Genomic DNA, 16,991 nt, shown 5'->3' with positions numbered 1-16,991 from the left:
TTTAAAAAATCATTTCCGTTAGTCCTGCAGGTGCGCTGCGTAAGGGGTTGCGCTTTACCTCGTCTGCATCGGGCAGGCGGTCTAACCTGACCGCCAGTTCGCCGAATAACTGCTGTATTTTCCATTGGTCGCCTTTCACATTGATTTTAACAATCCTGTTTTTTGATTTCTTTTTCATTGTTATCCTTTATCTCCAAAAGTGCTTACAAAACGGTACTGCGCTTCATCGTCCTTGATTTCGGGGCCGGTAATTTTCGCATTGGTCAATACGGGGTAAGTGCCTGCATAAAATTGCTGTACATCGGCAATCGAAAATTGCTCGTTCGGGTCGGTCAACCGGATATCCTGTCCGTTTTCCTTATGCAGGAATATCCTTGGTAATATCATCGTTTTCATGGCATATAGTTAATCGTTAAAACTTGCGGTTAATTTATCATAGGCTTCCTTGCCTGTTTGTAAGGTTTTGCGCTTGGTTTCAATCGCTTCGGCTTTATCGGGGTAGTCGGCCACGTCAGGCAGTTGGGCTAAGGCTTCGGTATATTTGGTATTTTGCGCCAGTTCCTTAACCCGCTCCATTGCCTCATCATAAAGCCGTTTCTTTTCTGCTTTTGCCTGCTTATCATCCTCGGGTGGGGTAAACAAATCATTATCGTCCTCGTCCTCTTTTGATGCGACGGCGTTATTACTTTTGCTTTTTTCGGGCTTGGCGTTCTTTTTGGCCTTGTCGAGTTCCTTTTGGTAACTTTCGATATTGCTTATCAGGCCGACGGTCTGTTGTGCAGGTCGTACCAGTTGTTCAAAAAAACCCTCGTCGAGTTCTTCGGCAGTTGCTTTAAAAAGCATGGGCGGCAAGCCATTAATAGCTTTATCCTTTTTGAGTGCCACCGAAACCGTTTGTACCCCAGTTTCGTCATGGTGAATATTAAGCAGGAAATTGCCATTAAAGCCCAAGCCTGCTATCTGTTGAAAAAAGTTAGTTTTCATAATGATTAAAAGTTAATGTGATTAATTCCTGCAAAGCAAGCAGATATAAACCCGCAAAACCACACAGGTTGCCGATAAATAATATCAGCGTTTCCAAAAATGTAGTCACTACCGCCTTGCGGTAGCTACTGAACTGCTGCAATCCACCTACTCCCCTTCGATTAAATCTGCGCCGACCGATTTGATAGCGGATAAAAAAGCAGGCAACTAACAGAAGAAAACCGCAGGGAATTGTAATATGGTGGTGGATTCGCATGGTCAGGTAAATAATAGTTCAACGGCGGGTTTAAACTTGGGGTCGGCGTATTTGCCAAGTGCGATATACTGCACTAAAGCATGTGCCGTAAAGATGGCCGTATAACCGTCGAATAGCTGGTCAGCAAAAACGTTGGGGCTTTTATACAGTTCTTTGGCATATTTTGCCATTACCCGCTGTACATTTTCCGCCAATTCGAACCAAAAATCAACGCCAAATAACTGGTCTTTCCACTCGGCGGTAATGCGCTCCCTATCGTTCAAAACCGTTTCAGTCAGTTCGTTGAGATACCCTAAAAATTCGGGTATCTCATTGCTTAACAAGCTGTGCAAAAGCCTTGCTTTCTGCACATTGGTCAGTAATTTCAAAGGTTGCATAACTTTAATTTTTAATGAAGTTTAAGGCGTCCGCGCCCCGATGGGCAAAGTTTCCGCAAAGGTCAAAGGCTATCTGCGCCCGTTGTTTGGCGGTGCCGTCTATGATGGATTTGAATTTGGCGTCGCTGTCTTTGAAATTGCGGACATTTTGGTAATAGCCCGTAATGGCATTGTATGCGCCAAACAAAGTACCTGCGGTAGTTTCCATTTGTTGGGTGGGGTTACCCATCGCATAGGCATAAGCGTTATCCACGATATTGGTATAAGTAGTCGATAATTTGTCTACCAAACCCAGTTCAAGATTGCTGATAACTTCCTTGTTCGGTGCCATAGCCACCTGTATCAGCTTTTTCACTTGTTTATCGGTGATACGCACTTTTGTCCAGTGATTAAAGAGTTCGGCTAATTCCTGCGCCATGATATTGGAAATGCCCATGAGCGTATGCGCCTGTTTCAATCGGTCATTAGCCGAAGCGGTATGCCGTATCTTGATGCCATTGGAGTGGTTGCGCATCGCAGCGTTCAAAGTATTATTACAAACGATACGGGTTGGCGTAAAAGCTGCTGTAATACTGCCAAAACCATCGTGCGAAGTGGTCAGGAATAGATATTGCTCGATTAAGTCCTGTTTGCCGACTTTGATATAATCGGGCAGTTTGGCGGTAATAAAAATACGTTCGCCTTTACCTAAAGCGCCTGCGGTTTCGTATTTAATACCGCTACTACCACCGACAATAGCATCAAAGAATTGGAATGCATCGGCATTCTGTATCACTTCGTAATCTTTACCTACTACGCCTAAAACGGCATTATTGTCATTGCGGACAGTGGCAAAGAAATTGGGTACGTCTATCTTTGGAAATACGATACCGTTATCCAAATCCGATAAATCATTCGCTAAGGAATTGCTGAATAACGGACGCTTCTCTACTGTATAATCTAACCCCGCATAGCGGATGGCTTCTGCACTGGTCGGATAATCTTCGACGATTTGCCCCAACCCGTGCCACGCTTTTTCCTTTACACTGAAAAATGCGTGTTGTTGTTTTTGGTCGTTATAATTAAGATGGTGTGCCATGACTTTAAATTTTTGTGTTCAAAATTGATTACTATAATTCGTGGATAATGAGGTATAGCCGTGTAAAAACGGCTATACCCGTTTAGCTTATCGCTGTCTCCGCAAGGTGCTTGTCGCTCCATCATGATAAGGCTCTCCTTCATCAGCCCTGCCAGACGCTCCTAAGAGCGTAATTTCACTGGTACGAAAATTCAGACTTGCCATTGGCTCGCCATCACGGCTCACCCACGGCCGCGCGCTTATGGTGCCATACAGTTGAACGACTAAGCCTTTGGTTAGGTAGGGCGCTAATTTGTCACTTCGCCAATAAGAGCAATCCACATAGGTGGTCTCTTCCTTTTGCTCACCCCGTGATTTGTACCTGCGATTGATCGCAACTCTGAAATTGGTTACTTTTTTGTCCTCTGCGACATTTGTCACTGTAGCATCTGCTACTAATCTTCCGGTCAATTCCATGACTTTTAAGTTTTTAATTATTTAATGAATTTGCTCTCCAGTCCGCCGTCCGGGCTTCCCCCTTTCATTTGGCTTTCGATAAACCCCTCTACCGGAATTGTCGGGCATTAAGGCGGGCTGCGAACGGAAAATACTACCCTTTGGGGTGGAGATTTTATGAGCGCATTCACTTGGGCCGACGTATGCGCTGCAATTTCGACAGCGAAGCTTTTGTGGCATCAGAAAGCCAAATGAAAGGGGGAAACCCGTTTTTTCAAGTTTCGGGCAACTACTTACACAGACGGAAATGGTAACTGCTATCGCAGCCTTTGAAGGCACTGAAGGCTGCGCGCAGCACCCGCCATGTGGCGGGCCTGGTTAGCGTTTACGCCGGGTCTTCTGTCATTCAGTGCGGAGTGGCGCGAATTCATTGAGTATGAATTATAGCGCTACGACGCTATGATTTACGCCGGGGCTTTTGCAGCGGAGCGAAAATGCCGGAGGCGGTGGCGAGTGAAAATTTTGATCGTTGCGGGGCAGCTATACACAACAACTTTTTGATAATCAGCGTTATTATAGCACTATGAAAGATATCAGTCTGGAGGAAAAATCGCGGGCGATCAAGATTTCGCAGGCGCTGGAGCATTTTTTTGAAGAAAACAGGGGTACGCTTGAATTGCGTTCAACCGATGCTTATGAGGTGTTGGTGACGAAGAATCTGGTGGAACGGGATCGGTTCAGGGGATTTTTCTTTCGGGAGTTTTTGAAGAAACTCAACCGGGCAGGTGCGTTGGGTTTTATTCCACAGTGCCGGTTGGTGGCTGGGGAATGGCACTTTCGATCCGCAGGAAAGCAAGCATTGCGTTCAGAAAAATTGCGTCCGGTAGGTGGAGCGCCTGCTCCGACCGTCGAGGCTGAGAAACTACATGGTATTTGTTTAGCGGTTGAAAAACTGCCCAAACGTGACGTCAGTCGTTTAACTTATCTGGAATTAGCAAAAAGAAAATTGTATCACCGGGCTTATGAGTATTGGTCAAAAACCGAGGAAGCGTTGCTGTTGCAAGCTGAACAAATGGGTTTGGGTATACAGGAACTGAGCAGGATATTCGGCCGGCAGCCGAGTGTTTTAGAGACCAGATTGAAGGAACTCCATTAAACGGATAAAACCGTTTATAAACGACTATTCTTCGTTTATCGGAACATATGATCCGGAGATTTGACCCAACAAATTTTTGAATCATGAATAATTTAAGCAACAGCGTGCGGCTAACCGGGAGGTTGGGCGCGGCACCGGAAATGAGGCAGATCGATGAGGAAAAGAAAGTAGCAAAAATCAGTCTGGCTACGAATTATTACCGGAAAAATGGCCAGGGTGAAACGGTGCAGGAAACGCACTGGCACCATTTGGTTTTGTGGAATAAACAGGCGGACGTAGCGGAGAGATATTTGGATAAAGGCAGCCAGATTGCCGTGGAAGGACGATTGGCGAACCGGTTTTATACCGATCAGGATGGCGTCAAGCGTTATGTGACCGAGATTATTGTCAGTGAGCTGATGTTGTTGGGTAAAGCGCAATGACGGTTAGTGTGGCGAGCGCGGTGTTGGCAGGGATCGATGCCGCGCTGATCACGGTGGAGACGCGGGTTTGCGCCGGACTGGGCTATTTGATCGTGGGTTTGCCGGGCGATGCAGTGAAGGAGAGCTTGTTTAGGGTGGAGAGTGCGTTGAGTTCGGTTGGTTTGGTGATGCCCAGACAGAAAATATTGGTATGCCTCGCTCCCGCCGGCATACGGAAAGAAGGGGCGGCATTTGATCTGCCGATTGCGCTGAGTATTTTGGCGGCTTCGGATCAATTGTCGGAGGAAACTTTAAGGGATTATGTATTTACGGGTGAGCTGTCTTTGGCGGGAAAACTGCGGCCAATCAAGGGCGCTTTATCAGTCGCGATTGAGGCGCATAAACGGGGTTATAAGCGGTTAGTCTTACCAAAAGAGAATGCCGCGGAAGCCGCCATGGTCAGTGACCTGGCGGTTTTTGGTTTTGAGACCTTGGATGAGGTGGTCGAGTTTTTGACTGCGCCAAATACCGTAGCACGCGAACGTGTGCCAGCGTTTAAAAAAGATGAGGGTGTTTGGTATTCGGCTGATTTTGCTGACGTGCGCGGGCAGGCCGAAGTGAAAAGGGCTTTAGAGATCATGGCGGCGGGCGGGCATAATGGTTTGCTGGTGGGGCCGCCGGGAACGGGTAAAACGATGCTGGCGGCCCGGTTGCCGGGGATATTGCCGCCATTAAGTTTGACCGAGGCACTGGAGACTACCAGGATCTATTCGGCAGCGGGTCAATTGGATAGCGCAGGTTTGATGACGCAGCGGCCATTTCGCGCGGTGCATCATACGGCGAGTGATATTGCGCTGGTGGGTGGCGGTCCGGTGGCCTTGCCCGGAGAGATTTCGCTGGCGCATCATGGGGTGCTGTTTTTGGATGAATTGACAGAGTTTAAACGGAAGACCCTGGAGGTTTTAAGGCAGCCTTTGGAAGAACGACAGGTGGTGGTTTCGCGGGCAAGCTATTCAGTGGTGTTTCCGGCGAACTTTGTTTTGCTGGCAGCGATGAATCCGTGTCCCTGCGGTTTTTATAAGCATCCGACGCGGCGGTGTACGTGTACACCGATGGCGGTAAGGAATTATTTATCAAAGATTTCGGGGCCGTTGTTGGACCGGATCGATCTGCACGTAGGTGTGAGGCCGGCGGATATGTCGGCTAAATCTGCTGAAAATAGTGCGGATGTGCGGTCACGGGTGACAGCTGCCAGAGTGATACAATTAGAAAGGGCCGGCTGCCCTAATGCACTGTTGAGCGCTGCGATGGTTAAGCGGTTTTGTGCTTTGGGTAAAACTGAAGAGACCGTATTGCAGCAGGCCATGGTGCAGCACAAATTATCGGCACGTTCATATGAGCGGATTTTAAAAGTGGCGAGAACAATCGCTGACCTGGATCAATCCAAAACTATTAAACTATCCCATTTGGCCGAGGCTATTGGCTATCGTTGCTTTAGCATATAACTTCGCGTTCCCGGCGGACGACCATGATGGTTTCATCTTCAAATTCGCGGAAGCCGAGCTCAAAGCAAAAACAGTAGATGTCGCCCTGACGGGTGGGTGCCCGGCTGGTGAAGTATTTAACGTTGAAGCCGCGGCCTAACAAATCTCTTTTGTCTATACTTCTTTTATCACGGTCCGGGCCTAAGACTTCGTCGAGTATCTGGCGGTTCTTTTCCAGGATATTCTGGATCTTTTTGATGTAATCCCCGACGCTGAGTTCGGTTTTGTCTTTGTTGTTATTGTAGTTGGTGCGGCAGGTGTCATCGCAAAACTTTTTGTCTTTCCGGCCGACTTTGATCGGCGTTCCGCAATCCAGGCAAAGTTTTTCTTCCATGGCAATTAAACGTTTAGAAACGGCTATACACGGATAAAACAACATTTTAATGATTTGGTTGGCAGAAGTTTGCATTGCTAATCAACACGATATGGAAATGATTCAGAAAAGAAGGCTGGACTGGGAGATGTTTGGCGAAGAGGGCCGGCTTTATTACATCGACCTGATGCAGGGCAGAAATAAAAAACCTTATTTACAGATCACCCGGTCGGATTATAAGGCGAAGGAGAAATATGAGCGTTCGACGGTCATTTTCTTTGAACGCGATTTCGAGTTTTTAATTGAGGCGTTGTCGATGGTGCTGACGCGTTATACGCATGGTGAAGGGAGGCCCGCCTGATGGAGAATATTAAACACCTGCCGCCGATGGAGCGGCCACGTGAAAAACTCACTCAATATGGAGCGGCCCAATTGACCGATGAGGAAATCCTAGCCATTTTACTGGGTTCTGGTACCCCACAGGTGCCGTTGGGCCAATTATGCACGAAACTATTGGAACAATATCAATTAAAGGACCTGGCGGCAATGAATCTGGCTCAACTTTGTGGGATCAAGGGTATTGGCCCTGCCAAAGCCACTGTGCTATTGGCCGCAGCCGAATATTGCAAACGATTACAACCGGGTGTTTATTTGAAAGACGAGACAGCCTGCTATAATTATTTACAACCCCTCCTCGCTCCTGCTACACAGCTACAGTATGTATTGTTATTAATGACCGCCGACAAACAATTACTGGCCTTTGCTGAAATGGGATGTATGCTACCGACTATCAGCAGGGTCACCGAACTTGCCTTGGAGTCCGGTGCCAGGCGGATTGTGCTCGGGCGCAATGGCTGGCCGGCATTCAGCAATATGGAAGCGCGCTGTTTAACTGACTTAAAAAACGCCTGCTCGGCGCTTCAAATCATCTGTGATGGAATGATGTCGGTCGGATCGGAACATGTTAAAATGATCTGAGATGAATATTGGGGAAATCATTGGTGAATACATATATCTGAAACCTTTAGGGGAAGATTTTGTGGGGCGCTGCCCGTTTTGTCTGCACCCCCAACAAAATATGGTAGTGATCACCAGCTTACAGATTTATGAGTGTCTGCATTGCAGACAAACCGGTGGCCCAGTTCATTTTGTGAAACATATCGAGAACATTATTAAGTGGGATTTCCGCCGCAGCGCCAAACGAATTGTCAAACACACCACAGGAATTGTTTATATCCTGCAATTGGAAGACAATTGTTATTATATCGGTTTCACTCAAAACTTACCGCAGCGGCTCAGCCAGCATTTTGCGCATAAAGGTGCGCTATGGACACGAAAACACCCGCCGATAAAGTTAGTGGACGTTTACTATGATGTGCCTGAATTTGTGGAACACCGGGTGACGAAGCGTTACCTCGAACGCTATGGCGCTGAGAAAGTACGGGGCGGTAATTACGTTGACGCCCGTGATCGACCAGGCATATACCAGCGCTATCCTAAAAGGCTTTTTCATAAAGGTGGCGCTAATCTTGTATCATTAAAAATGAAATAAGCCAGCTGATTTCACCTTTTTTGAAATATATACTAAACAGTATATATCCCGGCAATATATACCAAACGAAGTATATTTACGGAATGATAAATGTTGGTTTTGGCGGGAGCTGTCATTGGTGTACGGAGGCGATCTTTCAGTCGCTGGTAGGTGTGACGGAGGTATTGCAGGGCTGGATCGATGGATCGGAGGCGGTGATTGTTATTTTTGATGAAAACGTGATCTCATTAGCCACTTTGATCGAGATTCATTTGGCGACGCATAGTTGTACTTCGGAGCATTCGTTGAGAGGGAAGTATCGGTCGGCGGTTTATACGAATGAGTTAGGTGATACTGCGCAACGCATCATAAATGGGCTGCAAAGGGATTACAAACAACCGATCATCACCCAGGTATTGCCATTGGGTGAGTTTAGGTTGAATAATCCGCAGTATTTGAATTATTATTATCGTGATCCGCAGAAGCCATTTTGCGAGAACATTGTGAAGCCCAAACTGAACTTCCTATTGGAGCGGTTTGGGAAATACACCCGGATGGGCGTACAAAAATAGAGAGATTGACCCGATCGCACCCCTATTTGGTCGCGATAAGCCCTTTTCGGTTTTGGGTTTTGGCTGCATCTTTGTTAAAAAAAGCTATCATGAAAGATAACCAAGTTTCTTTACACCGGGTGATCAAGGCATCGCCTGAGAAAGTGTACCGGGCGTTCACGGACAGCCTGGCGATCGCGGCCTGGCTGCCGCCTTATGGTTTTTTGTGTACGGTGCATGAGATGGACGTGAAAGTCGGCGGCACCTTCCGCATGTCGTTCCAGAATTTCACGACCGGTCATAGTCATTCCTTTGGCGGCGAGTATGTGGCGGTAGAACCTAATCAGTTCCTGAAATACACCGACCGGTTCGATGATCCTCATTTGCCGGGTGAAATGCCCACGACCATTTGGCTGGAAAAAACCTCGGTCGGCACCGAACTTAAAGTCTTACAGGAAAATATACCGGCGGCGATACCGGCCGAGATGTGCTACCTGGGCTGGCAGGAATCGCTGGATAAACTGATCAAGCTGGTGGAGCCTAACATACCCGATGCGGGGTGATTTGTTACCTGTTATTTCCTGAGCTGGTTTTTGGCTAAATGAAAGGTGGTTTTGGTTAAATCTTTTTGCATGTCTTGACCGTTCTTTGGGGGATGAAAGTATTTGTTACGGGAGCTTCGGGCTTTGTGGGGACTGCGGTAGTGCAGGAACTGCTGAATAATGGTTATGAGGTGCTGGGTTTGGCGCGGTCGGCGGAATCGGCGGCTAAACTGAATAAATTGGGTGCGGAGGTGCACGGGGGTGATTTGGAGGATCTGGAGAGTTTAAGGCGCGGTGCTGCGGTATGCGATAAGATTATTCATTGCGGGTTTATTCATGATTTTACGCGGTTTGCGGAGGTTTGCGCCATTGATGAGGCGGCGATTAAGGCGATGGCAGAGGTGGGTAAGCCGATGGTGGTGACGTCGGGGACGGCTTTGGTGAGCCCGGGGAGTTTGGCGACGGAAGAGATGGCGTCGCCGTTTAATCCGGGTTGGCCGCGGGCTTCGGAGCGGGCGGATAGCGAGGCGATGGTGCTGCGTTTGCCGCCTTCGGTGCATGGCGAGGGAGACCGGCATGGGTTTGTGCCGATGTTGGTGAACCTGGCTAAAGAGCAGGGTTTTTCAGCGTATATTGGTGAGGGGCAGAACCGTTGGAACGCGGGGCACCGGCTGGATGCGGCGGTGTTGTACCGTCTGGCTTTGGAAAAGGGGAAACCGGGGGAGCGTTTTCACGCCGCGGCGGAGGAAGGAATTGCGATGAGGGATATTGCGGAGGCGATTGGTAAACGATTGGGTTTGCCGGTAAAATCGGTTAGCGTAGACGAGGCTGGCGCACATTTTGGCTGGTTCGCGCATATGGCGGGGCTGGATTGCCCGGCGTCGAGTGCGCTAACGCAAGCATGTTTGGGCTGGCAACCGGTTCAGCAAACGCTGATCGCTGATATAGCAGCAGGAATTTATGATCTATAGATTTAACAGTATAACGGAATATCACCGGGCGGCGGGTTTGCCGAAGCCTGCGCACCCGCTGATCAGTGTGGTGCATATGGAGGATATGACGAGGCCGATGGCCGAGGCGCCGTACAGCATCATTTTTGATTTTTATTCTATCGCGCAGAAGAAGATGGACCTGGTGAAGTTTAAGTACGGGCAGCAGGATAGTGATTTTGATGAGGGCGTGTTGTTTTTTATGTCGCCCGGGCAGCGGTTTACGATCGATGCGGTGCAGGCGGGCCACCGGCCGGAGGGCTGGATGATCTTAATTCATCCTGATTTTTTATGGCATACCAATTTAGCCAAGACGATTAAACACTACGATTTTTTTAGTTATGCGGTGCATGAGGCGCTGCATTTGTCGGATAAGGAAAAAGTGCAATTGACGACGATCGCCGGTAATATTGAGCAGGAATACCAGACGATTGACCGTTTCAGCCAGGGGGTGATCATCGCGCAACTGGAACTGCTCCTCACTTATGCCGAACGGTTCTACCAGCGCCAGTTTATTACCCGCAAGCAGAATAACCATGAAATACTCGGTCAATTAGAAGCGTTGCTGGACGACCATTTCGCCGCCAAAAAAGGCCTGCCGAGTGTGAACCTGATCGCCGGACAGTTGCATGTTTCGCCGGGCTATTTAAGCAGCCTGTTAAAGTCGTTGACCGGCCTGAATACGCAGCAGCATGTCCACCAGAAACTGATCGAACTGGCCAAGGAGAAACTCTCCACGACCCAGCTTACGGTCAGCGAGATCGCCTATGAACTGGGTTTTGAGCATTTGCAGTCCTTCAGCAAGCTGTTCAAGACCAAGACGAGCCTCTCCCCGCTCGAATTCCGGCAATCGTTTAATTAAAAATGGCCTGCGGGTTATTTTGCCGATCCTGCTATCTTTACGGTTTAATTTTACGCGCACATGCTTTCAGTTTATGCACAACAGACCATGGTGGATACGCTGCCGATCGGGGCATGTGTGTTTATGGGGCCGGATCACGTGGTCAGTGCGGCCAATGGGCAAATGTTGTCCCTGTGGCATAAGACCGAGGTGATCATCGGCAAGGCGCTGCGGGAAGCGGTGCCCGAAATACTCCGCGGGAATTTCCTGGAACTCTTGCAGGGGGTCTACGAGCGCGGGGAAACCTGCCGGGAGCCGGATAGTGAGGTGAAGGTGGTCATTGGGGGCGAGCGGCGGCGCATTTATTTTGATTTTTCTTTTAAGCCTTTGCGGGATAAGGACGGGCATATTTACGGCATTGTCCATACGGCTGTGGAAACCACGGACCGTGTGCTGGCGCTACAGGAACTGTCGGCGCTGAACGAGGAAATGGAGGCGAGCAGTGAGGAGGTGCGCGCGACCAATGAGGAACTGCTGGAAACCCAGGAACACCTGGAGCGGGCGCTGGCGGAAACCGCGGAGGCGGAGGAAAGGTTCCGGCTGGCCACCGAGGCTGCGGACGTGGGTACCTATGATATCAACCTGCAGACGCAAGCGGTGGTGACTTCCGAGCAACTGGCGAATATTTTCGGGCTGAGCGGGTTGGTGCCCAGCGAAATGTATGTAAAGGCTTTTCATCCCGATGACCTGGAAAAAAGACAGCTCGCCCACCAGCAGGCGCTGGTGACGGGCCGTCTTTTTTACGAAGCCCGGATTTTCCGGACCGATGGCGCCTTGAGGTGGATCAGGGCGAGCGGCAAAGTGCGCTATGACGCGGCGGGCCGGCCTTTGCGCCTGCTGGGCACGCTGATGGATATCACGGAACAGGTCAGCGCGAAGGAGACCGAGCGCAAACTGAAGACCCTGGCGGATAACAGCGCGGACCTGATGTCGATCCTGGACCTGAACGGGGTGAACAGCTATATTAATGAGGCGGGCAAGCAATTGCTCGGTTTTGAAAGTGATGAAGCGGTGCGGACGACCCCGATCGCGGACCTGCATACGCCGGAGGATTTTGAACAGGTCAGGCGGGAGGTACTGCCGGGTGTGATGACGACGGGTAAATGGGTGGGAATCATGAACGTGCGGCATTTGAACACGGGCGAGGTTTTCCCGGTGCTCAATTATACGATCCGGATCGATGACCCGGTGAGCGGGCAACCGCTGGCGGTGGGCGCGATCATGCGGGACCTGCGTCCCGAACTGGCGGCAAAAAAAGCGCTGGCGGACAGTGAGCAATTGCTGCGCAGCGTGACTTCGGCCGCGCCCACGGCCTTGTGGCGTACGGACGCGGAAGGAAAGCTGACCTATGTCAATGAGACCTGGCTCAGCTGGACAGGCCGCCCGCTGGAGGCTCACCTGGGCCGCGGCTGGCTTCAGGCGGTTCACCCGGAGGACCGGCAGCAGGTGGAGGACGCCTTTTTTTCGGCGCTTCCGGCGCGCAGCGCTTTCGAAGTGGAGTTCCGGATGCCGCCTGTTTCCGGGGAGATTCGCTGGTACCTGAACAGCGGGCAGCCGCAGTTGGACAGCGAGGGGCATTTTACCGGCTATGTCGGTGCCTGTATCGATATAACGGCGCAGAAGAACCTGCAGCAGCACAAGGATGATTTTATCAGTATCGCGAGCCATGAGCTTAAAACGCCGGTGACTTCGCTGAAAGCGGCGCTGCAGCTGATCGACCGCCTGAAAGACAAGCCGGACCCGGCCATGCTGTCCAAGCTGATCATACAGTCCCGTAAGAGCGCGGAGCGTGTAAGTTCGCTGATCGATGACCTGCTGCATGTCGGGCGGCTGCAGCAGAAGCAGATGGCGTTGAACCTTTCGGGCTTTGTGCTGTCGCAACTGCTCAGCAATGCGGCGCAGCCCATTGGTTTGTCCACCGGCAAGCACATCCGGGTCCAGGGGGCGCTTGACCTGGAGATCCGGGCGGATGAACAGCGGATCGACCAGGTGATCACCAATTTTTTAACCAACGCGGCGAAATACGCGCCCAATGCCGATCGCATTGATGTGACGGTCACGCATGACGAGCAGTACGCCAGGGTGTCCGTCACCGATTATGGTCCCGGCATTCCCGCCGATCAGCTGGCCCGTCTTTTCGAGCGTTATTACCGTGTGCAGGAGCATACGAAAACCATATCGGGGCTGGGCCTGGGGCTGTATATCTGCAAAGAGATCATTGAGCGGCACGGCGGGCAGGTCGGCGCGGAGAGCGAGCTGGGGAAAGGCAGCAGTTTCTGGTTCACCCTGCCCCTGCGCCCTGTAGTGATTTAAGCATCGCTAATTCCCCAAGCAGGCGGGTTTCGGTTACCGGCAGGTCGCCGGCCAGGCGGACGATCTCTGCGTTTAGGGTGTCGAGTTCGGTCGGTCGACCCTGGCGGATATCCTGTAAGGTAGAGATGTATTGACCGTCAGATAATCTACTGATGTTCAATAAGCTATCCATCACTGTTTCAAGTTCCAGTGTAACAAACTGCTGTGCTACCGCCATACATTCGGTGATGACCCGGCGGGCAATTGCTCGTGCGGATTCATCCCGGTGGAAGATGCCGTTGTCGGTTTCGAGTAAGGGGCAGATGGCGTTGAAGACGCAATTGACGATGACCTTTCTCCAGACCAGTTCCTGGATATTTTCTGCTGCTATGAACCTGAACCAGGGATTGTCGAGTGCTGCGACTACTTGTGGTAATTGCCCGCCCCTTACCGCTCCTGTGGGACAGGGGCTGACGGGTTTAAATTGAACCACGCCGTTGGTATCGAACTGGCTGGTGACCATCAGTACGCACCGGTATAATTCGCGGTTATCGAAATCTTTTTCGATGTTCAAACCATTTTGAAGCAATACCACGGTTTGCCCGGCAAGTTTTGCGGCAATGCCGGGATTGGCAAAGGATTTGGCGGTCACCAGTACGAGCCCCTCGCCTATTTCCTCTATGCGGATGACCGGGACAGTGGCTTCGAGCAACTGATGGGCCTGCACTTTGATGCGCATGGGGCCAGTGCCCGCCCGGCGAACTAACGTAACGGCTCTGCCGGCATGTTGTAAGCAGACGGCCAGTGCCTGGCCGATAGCGCCCGCACCGACGATATAGATCTTGTTAATGCTTGGCATAGACGATCAGGGATGCTTTGGCGATGGCGGCTTTGTTCAGGATAAAGCCGGTCAGTGCCGCGGTGGAGGCAGCCGTTGTGCCGAGTTTGGGGGTGTTCAGGGCGTATACCGTGATGATGTAACTGTGCGGGGCATCGCCTTCAGGCGGACATGGGCCCTGGTAACCGGGTGCGCCGGTATCATTGATGCTTGAAAAGCTGCCGGCGGGAATGGCGCCGCGTTTGACCTGTGTCACCGTGCCTGGTATATCGACCACGACCCAGTGCCAGAAGCCGCTGCCGGTCGGGGCGTCCGGGTCATACATCGTGATCGCGAAACTTTTAGTGGCGGCAGGCGCATCCGTCCAGTGGAGTTCGGGGGACTGGTTGTCGCCGCTGCAGATATATGTTTTGGTGAACTGGCCGCCCAGGTCGTCACTTTTCAGGGTGAAGGTTTGGGCGGATGCCTGGTGGCAAAAGAAAACAAGGAGGAACAGTAATTTTTTCATGCTTCAAAATTGGCGCATGAGCTGCCTGTGGTGTTATTGCGAAACGTTCATTTTGTATTGCGGAAAGCCCAATCTGCGGGGGTAGCACCGAACTGGCGTTTAAAGGCGGTGTTGAAATTGGACAGGTGGCCATAGCCATAGTTCAAATAAAGGTCGGTCGCCGATTTTCCCTTAGCCAGTTCGCTCGCCGCCATTTCTAGGCGGCGTTCGCGGATATAGCGTTGGGGGGAGACTGCGTATTCTTTTTCAAAGTCGCGTTTAAAAGAAGATAGACTGCGGTTAGCCAGGAAAGCCAATTCATCCAGTGTCAGTGGATGAAGTAAATGTTGTTCAACCAATACTTTTAGAGATGATTGGCTTTTATTGAATACGGAACTTAACAGGCCGGGCGATAATTCATTAAGTGCGGTCAGGAGTTCCCGGACTTTGAGTTTGGCCATCTCGGCAGATAACACTTGCTGTTTTTGGATGAGCGAACACATATGGCTGACATACGCCCGGATATAGGCATTGGTTTGAAAATGCAGATAAGGGGCCTCCATCTTGCTGGAAGGCTGCATAAAGTCTTTGCCTAAGGATTTCGGAAAGAATACAATAAAGCTGCGGTATAGCTCCGTGGTGTGGCTGTGTTCGGCGATGATGGCATTGCCTTCGGGAATGAGCATCCCCTGCCCCGGCCTTAGTAGGGTGTCACCGCCGGCGCGGTAGATCTGTTTCTGGCCCTGCTGCACCAGACTGATGGCGTAACGCTCAAAAAGTACACGGTGACGGAACGGGCCGCCCTGGTCACTGTAGTTGACAAAAGCAATATCGCCGGCCGCTATCTGCGGCTGGGCGCTGGTGGCTAAGGGTACGCGTACGATCTCCATGTCAGATCATTAATTTTCCGAGACGCTTAAGCGCGTCTTCGATGGTCGAGTTCCAGGGCATTCCATAGCTCAGGCGCATGCAATTGCGGTACTGGTCCTGCAGGGAGAACATATTGCCCGGCGCGATGCTGATGCCCTGTCGCATGGCGCGTTCATATAAGGCAACGGAATCAGTTTTTGCGGCCAGTTCGACCCAGAGCATAAAACCGCCCTGGGGCCGGCTGATCTTGGTGCCTTCGGGAAAATAGTCGGCGATGGCGCGGGTATAACGCAGGGCATTGGCCTGTAAGGTATGGCGCAGGCTTCGCAGATGGTGCGCGTAACGCCCGGTCTCCAAAAAGCCCGCGATGACTTCCTGCGTGATGGTGGTGCCCGCGATGCTGTGGTATAATTTCAGGCGCAGCACTTCGTCCCTGAATTTGCCCGGCGCAACCCAGCCCACCCGGTAACCCGGTGCCAGTGTTTTCGAAACGGAACTGCACCATAAAACGAGGCCGCTGTCGTCAAAGGAACGGCAGGAACGCGGGCGTTCGGCGCCGAAATAAACTTCCCCGTAGAGGTCATCTTCAATCAGCGGGACGCCATAGTGCTGGATGAGGCGCACGACCTCTTTCTTGTGTGCATCGGGCATCAGGCTGCCCAGGGGATTATTGAAATTGCTGACCAATAAAACGGCGTTGACCTTGTTTAACGCTTTCTTCAAGGCATCGATTTCCACACCCGTTTGCGGATGCGTGGGCAGCTCCATGACCGCCAATCCCAAACTTTGCGCCAGCTGCAAAATGCCGAAATAGACCGGGCTTTCGACCGCGATCGTGTCGCCACGCTGCGTCACCGCCATTAACGAGAGCGAGAGCGCCTCCATACAGCCGGCCGTGACGACCAGGTCTTCGGCATTTCCGCCATAGAAACGGGCCACCTGCCGCCGCAGGTTGGCGTTACCCTGTACCTGTTCATATGCCAGCCCGCTGCCGGCTAAGCTCCGTGTCGCTTTGACCAGCCCTTTGTTCAGTTTCGCCACCGGCAGTAATGCCAGTGCCGGCGCCCCCAAAGACAAGGGCACCGCCCCGTCACGGCCCATGTCCCGGTAGACCCGGCTGATGATCCCGTGAAGTTCGCCCGACGCGGCCTGCCCCGGCGCGCTTATCTCGGGCAAGGGTAACTGTCTTTTGGGCGAGCGGTGCACAAAATAGCCCGAGCGCGGCCGCGATTCGATCAGGGACCTGGCCTCCAGTTGATAATAAGCTTGCAAGGCGGTGCTCTGGCTGACGCCATAACGCTCACAGATCAGGCGCAAAGAGGGCAGCTTATCCCCCACGCGCAACACGCTTTGGGCGATCTGCTGCTCGATATCCGAGGCGATACGGTCGTATAAATATGCCATCTGCTATGGTCTAAAAATCAAATTCTGCATCTGTACAGGTCC

23 protein-coding genes are annotated in these 16,991 nt (G+C 51.3%); 11 read left to right on the top strand and 12 right to left on the bottom strand.

Annotation, left to right across the window (positions count from 1 at the left end; genetic code table 11):
- Position 1 precedes the first annotated feature (1 nt).
- From I5M19_RS08640 to I5M19_RS08610, 7 genes are all read right to left on the bottom strand, one after another.
- Positions 2 to 178, bottom strand: a complete 177-nt coding sequence (locus I5M19_RS08640; RefSeq protein ID WP_200065804.1) for a 3'-5' exonuclease family protein — start codon at positions 176 to 178, stop codon at positions 2 to 4.
- A 2-nt stretch (positions 179 to 180) separates the two neighbouring features.
- Entirely contained in the window at positions 181 to 396 is a 216-nt protein-coding gene (locus I5M19_RS08635; protein ID WP_200065803.1) for a PRTRC system protein C, read from the bottom strand.
- 9 nt (positions 397 to 405) lie between these two features.
- Entirely contained in the window at positions 406 to 984 is a 579-nt protein-coding gene (locus I5M19_RS08630) for a PRTRC system protein E (protein WP_200065802.1), read from the bottom strand.
- Positions 974 to 1,240, bottom strand: a complete 267-nt coding sequence (locus I5M19_RS08625; protein ID WP_200065801.1) for a hypothetical protein — start codon at positions 1,238 to 1,240, stop codon at positions 974 to 976. Before I5M19_RS08625 ends, I5M19_RS08630 begins: the two co-directional genes overlap by 11 nt.
- Before the next feature lie 2 nt (positions 1,241 to 1,242).
- Positions 1,243 to 1,617: a hypothetical protein gene (locus tag I5M19_RS08620; RefSeq protein WP_200065800.1), complete on the bottom strand. Its 375-nt coding sequence runs from the start codon at positions 1,615 to 1,617 to the stop codon at positions 1,243 to 1,245.
- A gap of 4 nt (positions 1,618 to 1,621) precedes the next feature.
- A complete protein-coding gene (locus tag I5M19_RS08615; protein ID WP_200065799.1) occupies positions 1,622 to 2,695 on the bottom strand; it encodes a DUF932 domain-containing protein in 1,074 nt (357 codons plus the stop codon).
- A gap of 87 nt (positions 2,696 to 2,782) precedes the next feature.
- Positions 2,783 to 3,151 (bottom strand): single-stranded DNA-binding protein, encoded by a 369-nt coding sequence (locus tag I5M19_RS08610; RefSeq protein ID WP_200065798.1) that lies wholly within the window; start codon positions 3,149 to 3,151, stop codon positions 2,783 to 2,785.
- A 562-nt stretch (positions 3,152 to 3,713) separates the two neighbouring features.
- Here I5M19_RS08610 and I5M19_RS08605 point away from each other — a divergent pair.
- From I5M19_RS08605 to I5M19_RS08595, 3 genes are all read left to right on the top strand, one after another.
- Complete coding sequence (locus I5M19_RS08605; RefSeq protein ID WP_200065797.1) at positions 3,714 to 4,286, top strand: hypothetical protein; 573 nt, start codon at positions 3,714 to 3,716, stop codon at positions 4,284 to 4,286.
- Between the two features lie 83 nt (positions 4,287 to 4,369).
- Positions 4,370 to 4,708: a single-stranded DNA-binding protein gene (locus I5M19_RS08600; RefSeq protein ID WP_200065796.1), complete on the top strand. Its 339-nt coding sequence runs from the start codon at positions 4,370 to 4,372 to the stop codon at positions 4,706 to 4,708.
- Positions 4,705 to 6,192, top strand: coding sequence for a YifB family Mg chelatase-like AAA ATPase (locus I5M19_RS08595; RefSeq protein WP_200065795.1), 1,488 nt, complete (start codon positions 4,705 to 4,707; stop codon positions 6,190 to 6,192). The genes I5M19_RS08600 and I5M19_RS08595 overlap by 4 nt, the downstream gene beginning before the upstream one ends.
- Here I5M19_RS08595 and I5M19_RS08590 read toward each other — a convergent pair.
- Positions 6,182 to 6,565 carry a DUF2116 family Zn-ribbon domain-containing protein gene (locus tag I5M19_RS08590; protein ID WP_200065794.1) on the bottom strand — a complete coding sequence of 128 codons (384 nt, stop codon included), beginning with the start codon at positions 6,563 to 6,565 and terminating at the stop codon, positions 6,182 to 6,184. The genes I5M19_RS08595 and I5M19_RS08590 overlap by 11 nt on opposite strands.
- A gap of 91 nt (positions 6,566 to 6,656) precedes the next feature.
- Between I5M19_RS08590 and I5M19_RS08585 the strand changes: the two genes are divergently transcribed.
- From I5M19_RS08585 to I5M19_RS08550, 8 genes are all read left to right on the top strand, one after another.
- Positions 6,657 to 6,905 carry a hypothetical protein gene (locus tag I5M19_RS08585; RefSeq protein WP_200065793.1) on the top strand — a complete coding sequence of 83 codons (249 nt, stop codon included), beginning with the start codon at positions 6,657 to 6,659 and terminating at the stop codon, positions 6,903 to 6,905.
- The gene (locus I5M19_RS08580; RefSeq protein WP_200065792.1) at positions 6,905 to 7,522 is read left to right on the top strand and encodes a UPF0758 domain-containing protein; all 618 of its coding nucleotides are present in this window, start codon (positions 6,905 to 6,907) and stop codon (positions 7,520 to 7,522) included. Before I5M19_RS08585 ends, I5M19_RS08580 begins: the two co-directional genes overlap by 1 nt.
- Position 7,523: 1 nt before the next feature.
- Positions 7,524 to 8,096, top strand: coding sequence for a CHC2 zinc finger domain-containing protein (locus tag I5M19_RS08575; protein WP_200065791.1), 573 nt, complete (start codon positions 7,524 to 7,526; stop codon positions 8,094 to 8,096).
- A gap of 20 nt (positions 8,097 to 8,116) precedes the next feature.
- Entirely contained in the window at positions 8,117 to 8,647 is a 531-nt protein-coding gene (locus I5M19_RS08570; RefSeq protein ID WP_235985781.1) for a peptide-methionine (S)-S-oxide reductase, read from the top strand.
- An 89-nt stretch (positions 8,648 to 8,736) separates the two neighbouring features.
- Positions 8,737 to 9,189 carry an SRPBCC family protein gene (locus I5M19_RS08565; RefSeq protein WP_200065790.1) on the top strand — a complete coding sequence of 151 codons (453 nt, stop codon included), beginning with the start codon at positions 8,737 to 8,739 and terminating at the stop codon, positions 9,187 to 9,189.
- Positions 9,190 to 9,281: 92 nt separating this feature from the next.
- On the top strand, positions 9,282 to 10,139 hold the full coding sequence (locus I5M19_RS08560) for an SDR family oxidoreductase (protein ID WP_200065789.1): 858 nt from the start codon (positions 9,282 to 9,284) through the stop codon (positions 10,137 to 10,139).
- Positions 10,129 to 11,019, top strand: coding sequence for a helix-turn-helix domain-containing protein (locus I5M19_RS08555; protein ID WP_200065788.1), 891 nt, complete (start codon positions 10,129 to 10,131; stop codon positions 11,017 to 11,019). Before I5M19_RS08560 ends, I5M19_RS08555 begins: the two co-directional genes overlap by 11 nt.
- A 60-nt stretch (positions 11,020 to 11,079) precedes the next feature.
- Positions 11,080 to 13,371: a PAS domain S-box protein gene (locus I5M19_RS08550; protein WP_200065787.1), complete on the top strand. Its 2,292-nt coding sequence runs from the start codon at positions 11,080 to 11,082 to the stop codon at positions 13,369 to 13,371.
- On the opposite strand, the gene I5M19_RS08545 is transcribed toward I5M19_RS08550, so the two are convergent.
- The 4 genes from I5M19_RS08545 to I5M19_RS08530 are packed head-to-tail and all read right to left on the bottom strand — an operon-like array spanning position 13,340 to position 16,949.
- The gene (locus tag I5M19_RS08545; RefSeq protein WP_200065786.1) at positions 13,340 to 14,209 is read right to left on the bottom strand and encodes a ketopantoate reductase family protein; all 870 of its coding nucleotides are present in this window, start codon (positions 14,207 to 14,209) and stop codon (positions 13,340 to 13,342) included. The genes I5M19_RS08550 and I5M19_RS08545 overlap by 32 nt on opposite strands.
- Positions 14,196 to 14,696, bottom strand: coding sequence for a YbhB/YbcL family Raf kinase inhibitor-like protein (locus I5M19_RS08540; RefSeq protein WP_200065785.1), 501 nt, complete (start codon positions 14,694 to 14,696; stop codon positions 14,196 to 14,198). The genes I5M19_RS08545 and I5M19_RS08540 overlap by 14 nt, the downstream gene beginning before the upstream one ends.
- A 47-nt stretch (positions 14,697 to 14,743) precedes the next feature.
- Positions 14,744 to 15,565 (bottom strand): AraC family transcriptional regulator, encoded by an 822-nt coding sequence (locus tag I5M19_RS08535; RefSeq protein WP_200065784.1) that lies wholly within the window; start codon positions 15,563 to 15,565, stop codon positions 14,744 to 14,746.
- A 1-nt stretch (position 15,566) separates the two neighbouring features.
- The gene (locus I5M19_RS08530) at positions 15,567 to 16,949 is read right to left on the bottom strand and encodes an aminotransferase-like domain-containing protein (protein ID WP_200065783.1); all 1,383 of its coding nucleotides are present in this window, start codon (positions 16,947 to 16,949) and stop codon (positions 15,567 to 15,569) included.
- Positions 16,950 to 16,991: the final 42 nt, after the last annotated feature.

The organism is Mucilaginibacter segetis, from assembly GCF_016522075.1.
Lineage (GTDB): Bacteria > Bacteroidota > Bacteroidia > Sphingobacteriales > Sphingobacteriaceae > Mucilaginibacter > Mucilaginibacter segetis.
The sequence above is the reverse complement of the archived record's forward strand: the minus strand, read 5'-3'. Positions and strand labels throughout refer to the sequence as shown.